The following is a 14,530-nucleotide window of genomic DNA, read 5'->3' as shown; positions in this document are numbered from 1 at the left end:
TATTTATTTCATTAGCTTTTGTAATTGCAATAATTGGTCTGTGACCATTGACGGCGCTGTAGCAAAATAATCAGCAAACTTTTGACTCCACGCTTTCGTTTCTCTAGCTTCGCCAAAATCTTCCATAGTTTGGTTATATTGTTCAATTAAAAGATAACTGTAAGGCTGATATTTATCGTAATGAATAACAGCACTTTCTGGTAAACGTGGTTTGACTTCCATCTCAACAATTGGTTTTCCAACACTTAAACCAAATAATGGAAAGGTGTATTCAGGTAATTCAAGCAACTGGCTGATTTCTTTTCCATATTTCCGAATGCTGCCAACAACAACAGAACCCAAACCTAGACTTTCAGAAGCAATCACTGCATTTTCAAGTGCCAAAGCCGCATCTGTCGTAGCTAAAATAATAGGTTCGATACTCTCATCAAGCGAATACGAACTTTCATGTACTTCACTGACCATTTTCGTGCGGTGCAGATCCCCAACAAATAATAGAAAAACAGAACTTTTCAACATATGAGGATTGCCTGGATTCCACTGAACCAATTGCTCCCGCAGCTTTTTATCTTGAATTACAATGATGCTATAAAACTGTCCATTCATCCAACTTGGTGCTTGCCGAGCAGCCTCTAAAATCACCTGCAATTCTTCTTTCGACAGAACATGATTCTCGTCAAAATCACGATAACTGCGTCGATTCTTCAAAATCTCAATTGTTTTGTTCATACTAGTCCCCTCCATTTGCTTCTATTTTATCATAATGTTGAAGAACCAAAAGCAATTTTTTTTGTGACCGCTACTAATTTTGCTTTGAATATCGGCAAGTTTTCATGATCAACTCTGGTAAAATTGATTCGGATACTGTCTTGCTTTTCACTAAAAAAGAAGCTTGGCGCAACCAACAATCCTTCTTGTAAAAATACAGCCCAATCTTTTTGACGCAAATTCCCATTTTTCCATCTTGCCCATATATAAAAGCCGCCTTGCGGCATGCTTACATCCCATTCATCCATCTGGTTTAACACTTCGAAAACTGCTTCCCCTCTTTGTTCTACGTTTTTCTTTAAATGAGATATTTTGTTTGAAAAGTCGTTGTCTGTTAAAGCTAAATTCGCTAATAATTGCGGAAATATACTTAAAGAAAAATCCATCATCTTCCTAGCTTCTGCTAATTGTTGATTTACTGAAGTCGGTGCGCTTAACCATCCGATCTTAGTCGTTGAACCAAGGATTTTTGAAAGTGAACCGATATATAAGACATTTTCGGGATCTAATTTTTTTAATGGCTGGATTTGATCTGAAGAAACAAAATTCAGCTTGGCAAAAACATCATCTTCTAAAATCGGAATTTGATACTTTTGACATAGTTTAATCAATCCTTTTCGCCGTGCCATCGACATCGTCTTCCCTGTAGGATTTTGAAAAGAGGGATTGACCATTACCATTTTGATACGATGTTGGCGAATTATTTTTTCCAATGATTCTAGACAGATGCCTTCTTGATTCATTTTCACACCATAGAGACGGATGCCTGCTGCTTGAAAAATAGGAAGTGCATACAAAAAAGAGGGATCTTCAATTGCTACACTATCGCCAGATTGCAACAAAACTTGCAGAATCAAAAATAAAGCTTGTTGGGCGCCTGACGTGATCAAAAGACTTTCCGGCAACAGTGAAAAACCATACTCTTTCTCAGTTTCACGGCTTATTGATTGTCTTAGAGGGAAATAGCCTAAGTCATCTTGTTGTTCTTCTTCTAAAAAATGTTTCCACGTTAATGGAGGAAATGAAAAACTTGGAATCAAATCCAGCGGCAACTCTCCTGTATATAAATCTAAAGCATCATTATCCACTTGTTTGATCATGCTCTCTATTTGTTCTGTATAAGGATTAACTTTGGCAAAAGCATTTTGTTCAAGATAACGACGCCAATCTGTTCTAGGTGTGGTACTGATTCCCCATTTCCCTTCATTGACAATGGTTCCACTTCCTTGTTTTCGAATGATCCAGCCTAAAGCAACAAGCTCGTCTAATGCATGAACCACAGTAGAGCGATTCACTTGAAAATAAGTGGCTAATTTACGCTCTGAGGGTAAGCGCTCACCAGGTAAAAGATCCCCTTTTTTTATGTAAGACAGAATTAATTCAATAATACTTACGTATACTGGAACACCTTTTTCTTTTTTTAATGACCACATTTTTTTGCCTCCTAACTTATTTTAAGGAACAACTCTCCTTGCAGTTGCCCTGTCAGATCAAATAGTTCCGCTCTTTGTGTTTCATACAAAGGATCAACTCTCCCTTTGGTCGTCTTGTACTGCTCAACATCAAATCCCTTCGCTCTTTGTGTTTCATACAAAGGAACAACTCTCCCTTTGGTCGTCTTGTACTGCTCAACATCAAATCCCTTCGCTCTTTGTGTTTCATACAAAGGAACAACTCTCCCTTTGGTCGTCTTGTACTGCTCAACATCAAATCCCTTCGCTCTTCGTGTTTCATACAAAGGAACAACTCTCCCTTTGGTCGTCTTGTACTGCTCAACATCAAATCCCTTCGCTCTTTGTGTTTCATACAAAGGAACAACTCTCCCTTTGGTCGTCTTGTACTGCTCAACATCAAATCCCTTCGCTCTTCGTGTTTCATACAAAGGAACAACTCTCCCTTTGGTCGTCTTGTACTGCTCAACATCAAATCCCTTCGCTCTTCGTGTTTCATACAAAGGAACAACTCTCCCTTTGGTCGTCTTGTACTGCTCAACATCAAATCGCTTCGCTCTTTGTGTTTCGCAGCAATTGGATGACCTGAAAATAACCCAATTGGCTGTTTTTGTCAACTAATGTTTGTTTTACAATACATATATCAAAATATTTCTGAATAGAGGTTGGACGATGATAAAAAAAGTATTAACAGTGGCTGGTTCTGATTCTAGTGGCGGCGCAGGAATCCAAGCGGATTTGAAGACGTTTGAAGAATATGGAACATTTGGTTTTTCAGCTTTAACAAGTATTGTGACGATGGATCCTGATGAAGGTTGGAGTCATAGCGTTACACCGATAGAGCCTGATTTAGTAGAAAAACAATTAAAGACTATTTTTGCAGGTGGCGCTCTTGATGCTATGAAGACAGGGATGCTTGGTACTATAGAAGCAATCGAAATTACACGAACTTATATTGATAAATTTACTATGAATAATATTGTGATCGATCCTGTAATGGCTTGTAAAGGAACAAGTGAATTACTACAACCTGAAAATGTTGCAGCAATGACTCGTTTACTCTTACCAAAAGCAACGATCACTACACCAAATTTAGTAGAAGCGGGCATTTTATCTGGAATGGGTGATTTAACCTCTATTGATCACATGAAGGAAGCTGCTAAAAAAATTATCAACTTAGGTCCTGAAAATGTTGTAATCAAAGGCGGACACCGTTTGAACTTAGATAAAGCAGTCGATCTTTTTTACGATGGAACTGATTTTACGATTTTTGAAAACGAGCTATTCCCAACTGATTATAATCACGGAGCAGGTTGCACGTTTGCCGCGGCTGTCACCGCTGGTCTAGCAAAGGGCTATTCGGTCGTTGAAGCTGTTGCTTTGGCTAAAAAATTCGTAGCCGAAGCGATTAAAAATGGACAAAAAATCAATCCTTTCCTTGGTCATGTTTGGCATGGAGCATACAATCATGCACAAGATCGAATGACAGAAAAGTAAGGAGTGATAGAATGAATAAACAAAATTCAACTACTTCTATTGTATTAGTTGGCTTATTTGCTGCTTTGACTGTTCTTGGCACAATGATCAAAATTCCTATGCCAACTGGGGCATTTGCCCATTTAGGCAATTCAGTTTTATTGTTAGCTGTACTTTTGATTGGCTACAAGAAAGGCGCTCTGGCTGGCGGTTTAGGTTTTGCTATATTTGATATTTTAAATGGTTTTGCCGCTGAAGCGCCCTACTTCATTCTAGAAAGTTTTATTGTAGGTGGTGCGGCTGCCTTAATGATTTTATTTTTCCATCAACGTATTGATACAGTTTGGAAAGTCATTGTTGTTGCAATCGTTACAGGAATCGCAAAGGTTATCATGACTCAGTTGAAAAATACCGTAATGGGACTACTCGCTGGTGCTGATTTGACTGTTTCTTTTGCAAGTGCATTATCTAAACTGCCTGCAACTTTCATTAATGTCGCTACCACTATCGTTATCGTAACGCTTGTTTATTTTCCATTAAAAAAAGCAATGGCGATTATTTTTTCAAGACAATCATTTTAGTATTTATAAAAAGGACACCGCTTATCTTGCAAGGCAATCAAGATAAGCGGTGTCCTTTTTTTATTTATTTTTACTAAAAATACTTTCTATCACCCAAAACGCAATTCCCGCTACAGGAAAAATCGACCAGTTTGTGCCCCAATTCCCAAACAAAAATCCTTGTAATAAAAATATGGCAACAATGATTGGCCAATAAATCTTTTCAAGCGTTAGCAACCACGCTGGTCTTTTACTGTCGCGTTCTGCTTTTGCGCGAGGTCCTAACTCCCCTTCATCCGAAATGAAATATGTCTGTTCCAGCATTTTAGTAAAGCTTCCCATGATAACTCCACCAAAAATAAAGAAAAAAACACCAAATGAAGCTAATAATAATAAGCAAGCAATGCCGAAAAACTCTTCTTCATAGACGGTTGTAAAAAAGACAACAGGAATTACAGCTAAAATACATAACACGACTCCAGCTACCATGCAAAAAATAAAGGAACGCTGAAACGCATCTTTTCTTTTTTTTATTTCATTTTTCACTTGAATCGGAATAAAGCGATCATCTAATTTCTTGTTCGTATTCGCTATACTCGTTCCTGCAATAATGAACAATGGAACACCCACTGCTGCGCCCAGAAAAATAAATAGTAACCCAAATCCTTCTGCAATCATTTCACCATACAATGCCATACTAGCGAAAAAGGCCGCAACACCTAACATAATGATTGTCACACCTAAGCCTAGCAACGTTGCTGCTCTGTGGTGGATCTTTAGGTAATCAACTGACTCGTTTATCGTAATCTCGTTTAGTTCATACCCTCTTTCATCCATAAAATCTTGCTTGATATTCATTTCCTCAACTAGTTCATCGATCGATCCAAACTCTGAAATCACTGCTCCGATTGCTTCATTTTCAGATTTCCCTTGTTTCTTTAAGTCTTCATAGCGATCTTCTGCACTTGCTAGTAAGTCCTCTTTTAATTGTTTTGTTTGATCGGTTTCTGCTATGCCTAAGAACAAACTTTCGATATAGTCTTGAATAGTTTTCATTATTTTTCCTCCTTAATAAAACGCTCTACGACTCTTTTAGTCAGTATCCACTCTGCTATCTTTTCTTCTAAATACGTTTTCCCAGATGGTGTTATTTTATAGTACGTTCTTTTTTTCCCATGTGTGATTTGTCCAGGAAATGATTCGATAAATCCATTTTTTTCTAAACGATTAAAAGCTGAGTACAAAGTCGTTTCTTTAATTGAATAATTGTTTTCAGAAATCTCAGTGATTCTCTTAGATATGGCGTACCCATATGAATCACCTTCCTGTAATACAGATAGAATGAACGTGTCATTGTAGCCTCTTATTGCATCACTGCCGATCATTGAAACACCTCCGATTACTCCGCCTAACGTACTACGTCTGTCGTTGTAATTATCATAACACGATTACTACGACAGGTAAAGTAAAAATCATTAAAATAAAAAAGAAGCGCACAATACGCTCCTTTTTTGTTTTGATTAAATTGTATCGCCATTGAAAATAGAGTTTTTCACGATCACGTAATCTACTTTACGAATTGCTTCAAGATCACGACCTCCAGCATAAGAAATCGAAGATTGTAAATCTTGCTGCATTTCCACTAATGTATCTGCTAAGCTTCCTTTATGTTGAATCCAAATCTTTTTACCTTCAACATTTTTCTTTTCACCTTTTTGAAATTCAGAAGCACTGCCGAAGTATTCTTTATAGACAATACCGTTTTCGACTTTTGTTTCACCAGGAGATTCTTCATGTCCTGCAAATAGAGAACCGATCATCACCATAGTTGCACCAAAACGAACTGATTTCGCAACATCTCCAGGGGTACGAATTCCACCATCTGCAATAATTGGTTTTCTGGCAGCTTTTGCGCACCATCGTAATGCAGCCAATTGCCAACCACCAGTACCAAATCCCGTTTTAATTTTTGTAATACATACTTTTCCTGGACCAATTCCAACTTTCGTCGCATCGGCTCCAGCATTTTCTAATTCACGAACAGCTTCAGGAGTTCCCACATTTCCAGCGATAACAAAGGTGTCTGGTAAATGTTTTTTAAGATGCTGGATCATATTGATTACGGCATTTGAATGACCATGTGCAATGTCGATAGTGACATAATCAGGAACTAAATTGCGTTCAGCCAATTCTTCCACAAATCCATATTCCGCTTCTTTGACCCCAACACTGATAGACGTGATCAAGCCTTTAGCATTCATTTTTTCAATAAATGGAATTCGGGCCTTCTCATCAAAACGATGCATAATATAAAAATAATCATTTTTTGCTAAAAACTCCGCAATATCTTCATCAATAATCGTCTGCATATTCGCAGGAACGACTGGCATTTTAAAGGTATGCTTACCTAATTTCACCACTGTATCACATTCAGAACGGCTGTTCACGATACATTTGTTTGGAATCAACTGGACATCTTCGTAATCAAAAACTTTCATACTGTATTGCCTCCTAGTAAGTTCAATTAAAAACACGCAAAAACACGAACATTAAACAGATAATAGTTCGCATTTTCGAACACCTATGCTAATTTACACTATTCATTTGTAAAAGTCAAAGGTAAATGACGAAAAATATAAACTATCAATGATGATTGTTCGTGTTTTAGCCAATAATTATTTTTCAGTTTATTTAAACTACCGTAATTTCCTTCTGTTCGGCCCTTTGTTCGACAGCTTTTTCGTTTGGTAGCAGACGATTTAAAAGTATCGCTGCAATCGAGGCAGTTGCGACTGATGAACCAAATAGATATTGTAAAAATTGTGGTAATGATTGAATAAACTCTTTTGGTATCAGTGTTAAAGCAAGCGTTAAAATCATTGGAATTGCAATCACGTACATTTCCTTTTCACTAATCTCAACTTCTTTTATCACTTTAATCCCACTAATTGAAATAATTCCGCAAACGATAACAAAAACACCGCCGATCACAGGTGAAGGAATCGAAGAAATCAACGTTGATAACTTACCTGATAAACCAAAAATAATAAACCAAGCGCCTGCTGCCACGAATACTTTCTTACTTGCAACGCCTGTAATCGAAATAATCCCTGCATTTGTTGAATAACCAGTAACTGGCGTTGTACCTAAAAGTGATGAAATAAGACATCCGATGCCCTCGCCAACAACACCTCTATTAATATTTTCATCAGTTAGAGGTTGTTCACAAACATTGCTGACAGCAAACCATGTTCCTGTCGTTTCAGCCATAAGGACAACATAAATTATGATCATCGTTAATGTTGAGGACAAATCAAATGAAAACTGAAAATCAACGAACGGTAATTGAGGAATGCTAATGAATGATGCATTACCAACTGGAGACAAATCAAGAATACCCATAAATTTTGCTGCTAAACTTCCAATAACTAAAGCTAAAATAACGGAAGAAATTCGAAAAATACGACCTTTACCAGAAAAGCGGGACCCAATCATCGCAAACAAAACGAGTGAAGCTGCAGCAATCAATGCCAATGAAATATTTTGTCCTAAATCCCCTGTTGCATTAAAAACATTATCGTTAAGTGCAACTGGCATCAACGATAATCCGATAATGAAAATAATGGTTCCCCCAACAATTGGCGGCACAAAAGCTTTGATCAAACGATTAAAAATACCAGTCATGCCTAAAATAATAACTAAAATTGCGCCAATCAGACTAGCACCTAAAACAGTTCCCCAACCATTTCCGCCTTGACTATTAGCAAAATAAATGCCTGCAACAGCACCAATCGGGATGAATGATGGTCCTTGAGCTACAGGTAATTTCATACAAAAATAAGACTGAATAATAGTTGCAATACCTGCTGCAATAAAAGTTGATTGAATCAATGCGGAAGACTCTTTGGTGGTCAATCCAATAATTGATGCAATAATGAATGGTACGACATAAACATCCATTGCTAAAACATGCTGAATCCCCAAAAGAGCGGATTGTCCGATTGATAGAGAATCATTGGGTCCAACTGTTAATTTTGATTTTTTCATATTGATTTCAGCCATTTTATTCCTGCACCTCTTGTTTCGTTATAGTTTGATCATGCACTTTTTTCCCTTGAATCCATACTTCAACAATGCTTTCAGGTCGTGATAAGTAGAGGAGCTTTTGGAAAACCTCCATTAATGGTTCCTTATCAGAAAAAATCGGTAATTTTTTACTGTCGATAATTTGAACATCCCAGGCATAACCAACAGCTAATTTCCCTATCGGTAAACTCAATGATTCGCCACCGCCAGCTGTCGCCAGATAAAAGGCTTCATTTAAGGTAATACTTGATCCTGAGACACCACGCTTTTCACTGCAGCAATTTTTATCAACACCATCTTCCAACATTCGAGAAGATATCACAGCTTGTCTGATATTATCAAACAAACTAGGTGAGAAACCACCTGAAATATCACTTCCTAAACCTGTTTCTACATGGTATTCATTCACTAATTTAGCTACTGGCGTCACTGCATTACCGAAGTAGGCGTTTGAAATAGGGCAATGAGCAACAGCTGTTCCTTTTTCAGAAAATAATCTCATATCCTCATCTGCTAGAAAACCACAATGAGCCATAACCGCTTTTTCTGTCAGTAACCCAAAATCATTTAGCGCAAATGCATCATTTTTCCCAAAGCGTTCTTGAACGAATGAGTGCGCCCAGTCACTTTCACTGCAATGAGACTGAATGTGTACATCATATTTAGCAGCTAATGCTCCCAATCCTTTTAGCGAATCATCTGTACAACTTGGAATAAAGCGAGGTGTCACAACTGGATACACTCCCTGAGGTGTTTGCTTGTTTAATTCTAATACCTCTTGGATAAATAATTCTGTTTCTGCTAGAGCTGTAGCCGCTGTTGCATCACGATAATATTCAGGATTTTGTTCTTGATCATCCATCACAACTTTACCAACTAAACCTCTTTGACCTTTTTCACTGCAGATTTCTGCTAATCTCAAACTACTTTTTCGGTGGACCGTTGCAAAATATAACGCAGTGGTCGTACCATTTTTTATTAATTGCGAAACTAGGTCAGAATACACCTTATTCGCAAATTGAGCATCTGAAAATTTTGCTTCTAGAGGAAACGTATACGTATTCAACCATTCATATAAAGGCAAATCAAGTGCCGTTCCAGCTTGTGCCCATTGGGGTGCATGGATATGAAGATCAATAAAACCTGGTAAAATGAATTGGTCTTTCCCTACTTCCTGAAGCTTATTTTTTGCTGAATATTCTTGAATTGTCGATTCATATTCTTTATCTTCCGAAGAAATAATCTTACTAATCGTCCCTTCCTCTGAAATACAAAACAGAGAGTTATCAAACACTTTTACATTTTTTGAATCAATACTTGAAAATGCAGTTCCTTTTACGACAAATTTAAACAAAGCCAATACCCCTTTCATAACAATGCAAGGATCATTATACACAATAATTCGTCTTTAAGCTATATTTATCGAATAAAAAAATAAATAAACTGGAAAACCAATATAGAAACCGAACGAAAATAAATAAAAAGCATTTAAATAAAACGATTATCCGTTTCGTTTAAATGCTTTTTAGAAAAATGACAATCGATTAAGCCATCATCATCTTATACCCAAATACTTTTTTGGATACTTTCATTTTTAGAAAAATCTTGAACTAAGTTTGTTTTTGACATTTTTGCTTGTACAAGCTTCTTTCTACCTTCTACATTTCTAGAATAAATTAATTCACTTTTTATTGAAAAATTCTGATTGATAGCCTTTTGAAACAACTCGGCTGATTTTTTGTTTCGTGCAAACAATTCGGGAACTCCTATAATTTTAGAAGTCTTGGTATAGAGGAAATAACGCGGATTTTTTACCTCAGAAAGGACTTCCTTCATCACTGTATGAAATAAGTGTTCTTCTTGATACTTCGCTTGATCGATGAAATACCGACATTCTTGATCTGCTTCTTCTATGATCAATCGACTTAATGCATCAGCTTCAGTTAAACCAAGATTTATGAATGTTTCAATTACACTCAAAGCTAAATAGCGGATATTCATCATTTCTTTTTTCCATATTTTTTTCTTATTATAAGCTAGAAACGTTTTTGAGATTTTTTCCTTGTTGATGACACATACAATCGCGACTCCATCTAGACCTAAAATAAGGCTCCCCATAAGAGGATTAACTATTTGAGATAAAGCACCTACAACTGATAAAGCTGTTATTCCTATCCAATGATACCGCGATTTTTGGCCTATATTTTCCGTTACACTTTGCATGACGACAAAAGGCTTTGTTTCTCTGTGGCCTAATTGCGGATCTTTCCTAACAATTAACGGCATAGTCAAACGGCTCCCTTTTTCTAGCGCATATTTCCAAAGGTGTGCTAATTGTTTACGCTCTCCACTCCAAAAGAGCATTTCTTGATTATATACAGCAATCTCTTTTCCTGAGCATAGACCTAATAAGTTAAAGCGTTCGATTCCGCTTTCAATACTGGGTTGGGTTTCAAACGTTAGACCGCATACATATCCCATACGTTTCATGATTCGACCTACATCAATTTGTTTGGCGTACTCTAGTTCTGGAATCACAACAGCTAAATGCCAGATATTCGTTGTTTTATTTGACCCATCGATTCGTAAACCACGTCCTCTTAATTGTTGAGTTTGGACGAATGAAACAGACTGATTAGCTAAAACAACTGTATTTATTTCTGGACAATCCCATCCTTCGCCAAGAAGGCTGCTTGTTCCAATCAGCAATTGAATGACTTTTTCACTAATTAAACGTGTCAGAATACTTAAAGCTGTGGAACGCTTTTGCTCATGAGGGTAAACGACACAGTACTCCTCAAAGTAAGGATGAATACTACTCTTGATGGAGACCTCAAAAAAATCAGCCGCTAGTTTCTTAGGAATGATCAAGAATTCACCGCAAACCGCAGCTACACCTAATTCTTCTTTAAAAAAAGGTACTAAACTATCGAATATCGGGACCAATCCGTACTCCAATTCACCATTTTTTCCCAAAAGAACATCTTTCTTAATAAAATTTGTTAATACCAATCCTGAGAGTTCGCTACCTAATTTTTCATATTCGCAAAGTAATATACGACAAATAGCTTCTTTTTTTTCGATTGGGGCCTGACTTAATAAGCTTTCAGAAAAGTCTGGGAATAGTTGTAGCTGTTTTTGAGAAACCCAACCTTCTTTCTCTAAATAGTCAAAAATGCACAACTCAGGTGCACTTTCATATAAATAGACTAATAAATCAATCATGTGTTGTTTGTCAAAAGTTGGAAATTGACCTTTCTCTCCTTGGGACTTGGTAACTCCTAATAGTAACCAATGTTCCTCTTCTAACTGATACCCATGTAATTGTAAAAACAACAACGAACTTAAGTAAATATCGAATGCTTGATAAATAAATTCTTCTTGCGCTTTCGGGTGTTGAATAAATGGTTGCTGTAATAAATAATCAGCGATCTCAGTACTTGCTGCAATGTTTTCCACTACTTCTGCTTGTTTTTGTATAAATGTTTCATATTGGTCAACAATTCCGATTGGTGCTGAAACAAGATACAAATAATCTTGATGAGGAGCTAATACGTCTTCTTTAATCAGTGATGGAATGCTTATTTCTTCATCAATAGGTCCATTTAAAAGCTGATATTGAGTCCATTCTTGTAAGGTAGCATCATACGGAGGTGTTGCTGTTAGCGAAACCGTGAGTAATCGTGGAACAGCTGCTTTTAAATTTAGCAACGTTTCCCCCCAACTTTTTTTCAAATGATGTGCCTCATCTAGAACTAAAACATCGATTTTTTCTCTTGCCAAAAATTCTGGATCATTTGTAAGTCGACTATAAATCGTCTGATAAGTCTCAATTGTAATCTCTTTGACTATTTCGATTGAATCAGAAATAGCTGCTTGATCAGAGGCGTTTTTCAAGAAAATGGTTTGAATCGTATCAATCCACTGCTGTTTTAACACTAAAGAGGGTACTAAAATCAATGTCTTTTTATCTAATTGTCGAATGATTTCAATCCCTAAATACGTTTTACCAGATCCAGGTGGCGCAACAAAATGAATAGAATGATTGGACTTATATTTCGGCAATTGAGCAATCAGTTGTTTTTGATATTCACGCCACGTAACCTTTTTATCCGTTAAAATCGTCATATATTTATATTAGTCCTTTCCTTGATTTGTTCTCTCCAAACGATCGATTTTCTTATGAAGTTCAGTGATCGTCTTTTGCAATTCATCATGCATTGTATCATGTTTTTTATGCAGAGTAGATAGGCTATGATGGATAAGCGTACCACTCCCTGCTGCCAAAGAAGCACCTAAAGCACTTAAAACGTTTGTGTAGTTTCCCAAAATCAATTGAACATTCGCGGAAGGCTGAACATTTTTCAACAACGGGATCCACATGGTTAAAACGGCAAAAACAACTAGATAGAAAAAAAGAAAAAGATAAATAAAAATAGAGATTTTACTAGATAGTAATGCCGGAATTTGTTCTAAAAACTGATTAACTTTTTTCATTTTTAATAAACTCCTTTTCTGATCACTTACTTACTAAGATACTCTCCTTATTATGATCGATTGCAAAATAAAAGTAAAATCCCCTCTCATTTCGTTTCTATTTCTCAATGGCTCAAAAAGAAACTCTGCCTTTTGATTCTTCATTAAAGTGGGGTATACTTAGAGGGAAACTATATTTAAGTAGGAGGCAAATAACTATGCTGAAAATCGAACGAATCCAAACGGGTGTTATCCAAGAAAATTGTTACTTAATTTATAACGAAACCAACCTTTTGATTATCGATCCAGGAGCTGATGCAGATAAGATAGCAGCACTAATCAAAAAAACTGGGAAAAAACCAATTGCTATTTTATTAACACATACACATTATGACCATATAGGAGCCGTTGAAGAACTTCGTCATCAATACGCCATTCCTGTGTATGTTAGTCCACTAGAACAAGAATGGTTATCAAACCCGATTTTAAACCTATCTGGAGCAGGTCGTCATAGTGATATCGCTGATATCATTGTCCAACCAGCTGAAGTAGAATTCGAACTAACGGATTACAACTTAGGCGGTATCAAATTTTCTGTGGTGCCTACACCTGGACATTCAATCGGCAGTGTGAGTTTGGTTTTTGATGATTTCGTTGTCACAGGAGATGCTTTATTCAAAGGCAGTATCGGCAGAAGCGACCTGCACACAGGTGATATGCAGCAACTACTTCATAGTATTAGAACCTATCTTTTTACATTGCCCGATGAATTCCCTGCCTACCCTGGACATGGTGATGCCACAACGATCGAACATGAGAAGAAAACAAATCCTTTTTTCAACTAGAATGTATCTAGTTTTTTTAACCAATCTTTGAATAGTAAGATCAATAAGTAAAAGCCAACAAAAGTTTTTTAATCATATGTTTCTATCTTCTAATCAAGAACTGATCAAGCTATTCAGCTTCACAAAATTAAGGAGGAATTCTATATGAATGAACCAACAACGCTTTATATTATCCGCCATGGTAAAACAATGTTCAACACGATCGGCAGAACCCAAGGCTGGTCAGATACCCCTTTAACTAAGGAAGGTGAAAAAGTCATACATTATTTAGGTCTTGGCCTTTGTAATGTAGATTTCAAAGAGGCTTACTCTAGTGATAGCGGTCGTGCTATGCAAACAGCACGTATTATTTTACAAGAACATCAAAACGGAGCTGATATTCCTTACGGCACAGACAGCCGTATTCGTGAATGGTGCTTTGGTTCTCTAGATGGTGGTTATGATGGAGAACTTTGGGGCGTCGTTCCAAGAATTTTAGCTTTTAAAAACTATGAAGACATGATGACCAAAAGAATTAGTTATAAAGATTTAGCTGATGCTATTATCGCTGCAGATACAGCAAATTGGGCAGAACCTTATGAAAAAATCCGCGAACGGGTTTGGAATGGCTTTGAAGATATTGCCCACCATCGCGAAAAAAACGGTGGCGGTAATGTCATGATCGTATCTCATGGATTGACGATTTCATTTTTAATGTCTTTAATCGACAATAGCTTGCCCATGCAGATTGGACTTGAAAATGGCAGCGTAACAAAACTGATCTATGAAAATGGTAAATTTACCATTGATACAGTTAACGATACTCATTATATCGATAATGGACGTGAGCTTACATTCACTAAATAAGCACTAAAAATAAGAGGTTCAG

14 protein-coding genes are annotated in these 14,530 nt (G+C 36.8%); 4 read left to right on the top strand and 10 right to left on the bottom strand.

Annotation, left to right across the window (positions count from 1 at the left end):
- Positions 1 to 3 precede the first annotated feature (3 nt).
- From AC4BB7_RS08105 to AC4BB7_RS08095, 3 genes are read right to left on the bottom strand one after another with little or no spacing between them, the layout of a single operon-like run.
- On the bottom strand, positions 4 to 729 hold the full coding sequence (locus AC4BB7_RS08105) for a nitroreductase family protein (RefSeq protein ID WP_490485013.1): 726 nt from the start codon (positions 727 to 729) through the stop codon (positions 4 to 6).
- 29 nt (positions 730 to 758) lie between these two features.
- Positions 759 to 2,201 (bottom strand): aminotransferase-like domain-containing protein, encoded by a 1,443-nt coding sequence (locus tag AC4BB7_RS08100; RefSeq protein ID WP_490485012.1) that lies wholly within the window; start codon positions 2,199 to 2,201, stop codon positions 759 to 761.
- An 11-nt stretch (positions 2,202 to 2,212) separates the two neighbouring features.
- Positions 2,213 to 2,722, bottom strand: a complete 510-nt coding sequence (locus tag AC4BB7_RS08095; RefSeq protein ID WP_490485011.1) for a hypothetical protein — start codon at positions 2,720 to 2,722, stop codon at positions 2,213 to 2,215.
- A gap of 169 nt (positions 2,723 to 2,891) precedes the next feature.
- On the opposite strand from AC4BB7_RS08095, the gene thiD reads away from it, so the two are divergent.
- Together thiD and AC4BB7_RS08085 are read left to right on the top strand one after the other, a co-directional pair.
- Positions 2,892 to 3,716 (top strand): bifunctional hydroxymethylpyrimidine kinase/phosphomethylpyrimidine kinase, encoded by an 825-nt coding sequence (gene thiD, locus AC4BB7_RS08090; protein WP_490485010.1) that lies wholly within the window; start codon positions 2,892 to 2,894, stop codon positions 3,714 to 3,716.
- An 11-nt stretch (positions 3,717 to 3,727) separates the two neighbouring features.
- Positions 3,728 to 4,276 (top strand): ECF transporter S component, encoded by a 549-nt coding sequence (locus tag AC4BB7_RS08085; protein WP_086312907.1) that lies wholly within the window; start codon positions 3,728 to 3,730, stop codon positions 4,274 to 4,276.
- Between the two features lie 60 nt (positions 4,277 to 4,336).
- Here AC4BB7_RS08085 and AC4BB7_RS08080 read toward each other — a convergent pair whose 3' ends face one another.
- The 7 genes from AC4BB7_RS08080 to AC4BB7_RS08050 all read right to left on the bottom strand — a co-directional run bounded on the left by AC4BB7_RS08080 (position 4,337) and on the right by AC4BB7_RS08050 (position 12,838).
- Complete coding sequence (locus AC4BB7_RS08080) at positions 4,337 to 5,311, bottom strand: permease prefix domain 1-containing protein (RefSeq protein ID WP_490485009.1); 975 nt, start codon at positions 5,309 to 5,311, stop codon at positions 4,337 to 4,339.
- Positions 5,311 to 5,640 carry a PadR family transcriptional regulator gene (locus tag AC4BB7_RS08075; RefSeq protein ID WP_086312905.1) on the bottom strand — a complete coding sequence of 110 codons (330 nt, stop codon included), beginning with the start codon at positions 5,638 to 5,640 and terminating at the stop codon, positions 5,311 to 5,313. Before AC4BB7_RS08075 ends, AC4BB7_RS08080 begins: the two co-directional genes overlap by 1 nt.
- 135 nt (positions 5,641 to 5,775) lie before the next feature.
- Complete coding sequence (gene guaC, locus AC4BB7_RS08070) at positions 5,776 to 6,753, bottom strand: GMP reductase (protein WP_086312904.1); 978 nt, start codon at positions 6,751 to 6,753, stop codon at positions 5,776 to 5,778.
- A 193-nt stretch (positions 6,754 to 6,946) separates the two neighbouring features.
- A complete protein-coding gene (locus tag AC4BB7_RS08065; RefSeq protein ID WP_490485008.1) occupies positions 6,947 to 8,317 on the bottom strand; it encodes a uracil-xanthine permease family protein in 1,371 nt (456 codons plus the stop codon).
- Between the two features lies 1 nt (position 8,318).
- Positions 8,319 to 9,695 (bottom strand): guanine deaminase, encoded by a 1,377-nt coding sequence (guaD, locus tag AC4BB7_RS08060; protein WP_490485007.1) that lies wholly within the window; start codon positions 9,693 to 9,695, stop codon positions 8,319 to 8,321.
- A 206-nt stretch (positions 9,696 to 9,901) separates the two neighbouring features.
- Positions 9,902 to 12,469 (bottom strand): DEAD/DEAH box helicase family protein, encoded by a 2,568-nt coding sequence (locus AC4BB7_RS08055; RefSeq protein ID WP_490485006.1) that lies wholly within the window; start codon positions 12,467 to 12,469, stop codon positions 9,902 to 9,904.
- Between the two features lie 9 nt (positions 12,470 to 12,478).
- Positions 12,479 to 12,838 (bottom strand): hypothetical protein, encoded by a 360-nt coding sequence (locus tag AC4BB7_RS08050; RefSeq protein ID WP_086312901.1) that lies wholly within the window; start codon positions 12,836 to 12,838, stop codon positions 12,479 to 12,481.
- A gap of 197 nt (positions 12,839 to 13,035) precedes the next feature.
- Here AC4BB7_RS08050 and AC4BB7_RS08045 point away from each other — a divergent pair, with 197 nt between their 5' ends.
- Positions 13,036 to 13,662, top strand: coding sequence for an MBL fold metallo-hydrolase (locus AC4BB7_RS08045; RefSeq protein WP_086312900.1), 627 nt, complete (start codon positions 13,036 to 13,038; stop codon positions 13,660 to 13,662).
- A 144-nt stretch (positions 13,663 to 13,806) separates the two neighbouring features.
- Positions 13,807 to 14,508, top strand: coding sequence for a histidine phosphatase family protein (locus AC4BB7_RS08040; RefSeq protein WP_490485005.1), 702 nt, complete (start codon positions 13,807 to 13,809; stop codon positions 14,506 to 14,508).
- Positions 14,509 to 14,530: the final 22 nt, after the last annotated feature.

The sequence above is a fragment of the Enterococcus sp. AAFC-DPL-5182 genome (genome assembly GCF_058216605.1).
This window is presented reverse-complemented; position numbering and strand designations above follow the sequence as displayed.

What these genes read in the sequence shown, in the direction of transcription:
- AC4BB7_RS08105 (WP_490485013.1), bottom strand. Translation starts at nt 729, where the DNA reads ATGAACAAAACAATTGAGATTTTGAAGAATCGACGCAGTTATCGTGAT.
- AC4BB7_RS08065 (WP_490485008.1), bottom strand. Translation starts at nt 8,317, where the DNA reads ATGGCTGAAATCAATATGAAAAAATCAAAATTAACAGTTGGACCCAAT.
- AC4BB7_RS08045 (WP_086312900.1), top strand. Translation starts at nt 13,036, where the DNA reads ATGCTGAAAATCGAACGAATCCAAACGGGTGTTATCCAAGAAAATTGT.
- AC4BB7_RS08055 (WP_490485006.1), bottom strand. Translation starts at nt 12,469, where the DNA reads ATGACGATTTTAACGGATAAAAAGGTTACGTGGCGTGAATATCAAAAA.
- AC4BB7_RS08075 (WP_086312905.1), bottom strand. Translation starts at nt 5,640, where the DNA reads ATGATCGGCAGTGATGCAATAAGAGGCTACAATGACACGTTCATTCTA.
- thiD (WP_490485010.1), top strand. Translation starts at nt 2,892, where the DNA reads ATGATAAAAAAAGTATTAACAGTGGCTGGTTCTGATTCTAGTGGCGGC.
- AC4BB7_RS08100 (WP_490485012.1), bottom strand. Translation starts at nt 2,201, where the DNA reads ATGTGGTCATTAAAAAAAGAAAAAGGTGTTCCAGTATACGTAAGTATT.
- AC4BB7_RS08080 (WP_490485009.1), bottom strand. Translation starts at nt 5,311, where the DNA reads ATGAAAACTATTCAAGACTATATCGAAAGTTTGTTCTTAGGCATAGCA.
- AC4BB7_RS08085 (WP_086312907.1), top strand. Translation starts at nt 3,728, where the DNA reads ATGAATAAACAAAATTCAACTACTTCTATTGTATTAGTTGGCTTATTT.
- guaC (WP_086312904.1), bottom strand. Translation starts at nt 6,753, where the DNA reads ATGAAAGTTTTTGATTACGAAGATGTCCAGTTGATTCCAAACAAATGT.
- AC4BB7_RS08040 (WP_490485005.1), top strand. Translation starts at nt 13,807, where the DNA reads ATGAATGAACCAACAACGCTTTATATTATCCGCCATGGTAAAACAATG.
- AC4BB7_RS08050 (WP_086312901.1), bottom strand. Translation starts at nt 12,838, where the DNA reads ATGAAAAAAGTTAATCAGTTTTTAGAACAAATTCCGGCATTACTATCT.